Source organism: Stenotrophomonas maltophilia group sp. RNC7 (genome assembly GCF_030910085.1).
GTDB classification, from domain to species: Bacteria; Pseudomonadota; Gammaproteobacteria; order Xanthomonadales; family Xanthomonadaceae; genus Stenotrophomonas; species Stenotrophomonas sepilia.
The window spans coordinates 1-1,403 of the sequence record NZ_JAVFVN010000329.1; the positions used below are offsets into that span (position 1 = coordinate 1).

A 1,403-nucleotide genomic window follows, 5' to 3' on the forward strand; every position below is an offset into this window, starting at 1 on the left:
GCTGGGCCAGCGCCATGGCGATCCAAACGCGCTGGCGCTGACCACCTGAAAGTTCATCCACTGGTCTGTCGGCCAGTTCCGTTGTCCGGGTTGCCTCAAGTGCTGCCGCAATTGCTTCGTCATCTGCGCGTGTCCATTGCGAGAAAACGCCGTGATAAGGGTTTCGGCCCCGGCTTACGAGATCGGCAACCAGTATGCCTTCCGGTGCTATGGGCGATTGCGGCAAAAGACCGAGCATCTGCGCAAGCTGGCGGGAGGGAAGTGTGTGGATCGACCTGCCGTCCAGAAGCACCTGCCCGTGGCGTGGGGCCAGAAGCCGGGACATCGTCCGCAAAAGCGTGGACTTTCCGCAGGCGTTCGCCCCAATGATTGCCGTCACCTTGCCGGATGGTATCTCCAGGTTGAGACCATCCAACACCAGCCGGTCGCCATAGCCGGTGGTCAACTCCTGAACGATGAGCGTGTGATCGGTCATAGGGAAGCCCCGCTGCGGTTGGCGCGAATGATGAGGTAGATGAGATAGGGAGCGCCCAGGGCCCCGGTGACGACGCCGACCGGATAGCGCCCCGGCAGCAGGAACTGCCCGCAATAATCGCCAGCGAGAACCAGTATGGCCCCGATCAGCGCCGACGGGACGAGGAGTGAACCATTGTTGCCGATGATGCGCGATGCAATCGGGCCGGACAGAAAGGCGACGAAAGCGATAGGCCCCGCGACAGCGGTGGCAAAGGCTATCAGGCCAACGGCGCCGATGATGATGGCGATCCGGGTTCGCCCGACATGGGTTCCCAGCGCGGCGGCGCTGTCGTCGCCCAGACGCAAGGCTTCGAGATCGCGCGACCGGCTTAAAAGCAATCCGCCGAAGACAACCAGCGCGACCAGAAGCGGCAACATCTGGTCCAGCCGCGCACCGTTGACGCTGCCGGTCAGCCAGCGCATGGCTTCCTGCAGGCTCCAGGCGGGCGCGGTTGAAAGAATGTAGGCGATGAAGCTTTCGATCATCGCCGCAACACCGATGCCGACAAGGATAAGCCGGGTTCCGGCAACCCCGTTCCTGAAGGAAAGTCCGTAAACCGCAAGCGCCACGGCAAGCCCGGCGGCGACGGCGAAGATGGAAACCACCGGTCCGCTCATGGAAAGCACGACGATCGCAAAGACGGCGGCAGCGCTCGCACCTGAGCTTATGCCGATAATGTCCGGACTTGCGAGCGAATTGCGCAGCATGAGCTGGAATGCGACGCCGCCGAGCCCGAAGCTCAACCCCGCCAGCACGGAAAGGACGGCGCGCGGCAGGCGCAGCTTGCCCACCGTGAAGCTTGCGCCCGGAACGTCTTCGCCCAGCAGCACGCGGACAATATCCTTCGGCGGCGTGAAGGATTGCCCAAGCATCAAAGTCAGGAGGA

At 63.0% G+C, this 1,403-nt stretch carries 2 protein-coding genes; both read right to left on the bottom strand.

Going from position 1 to position 1,403, the window contains the following annotated elements; all coding sequences use genetic code 11:
- Positions 1-475 (bottom strand): ABC transporter ATP-binding protein (locus tag RCF13_RS05370; RefSeq protein ID WP_308140934.1); only part of this gene is annotated, 475 nt, incomplete at its 3' end.
- A partial coding sequence (locus RCF13_RS05375; protein ID WP_308140935.1) for an iron ABC transporter permease occupies positions 472-1,403 on the bottom strand: 932 nt, incomplete at its 5' end. The genes RCF13_RS05375 and RCF13_RS05370, both read right to left, overlap by 4 nt.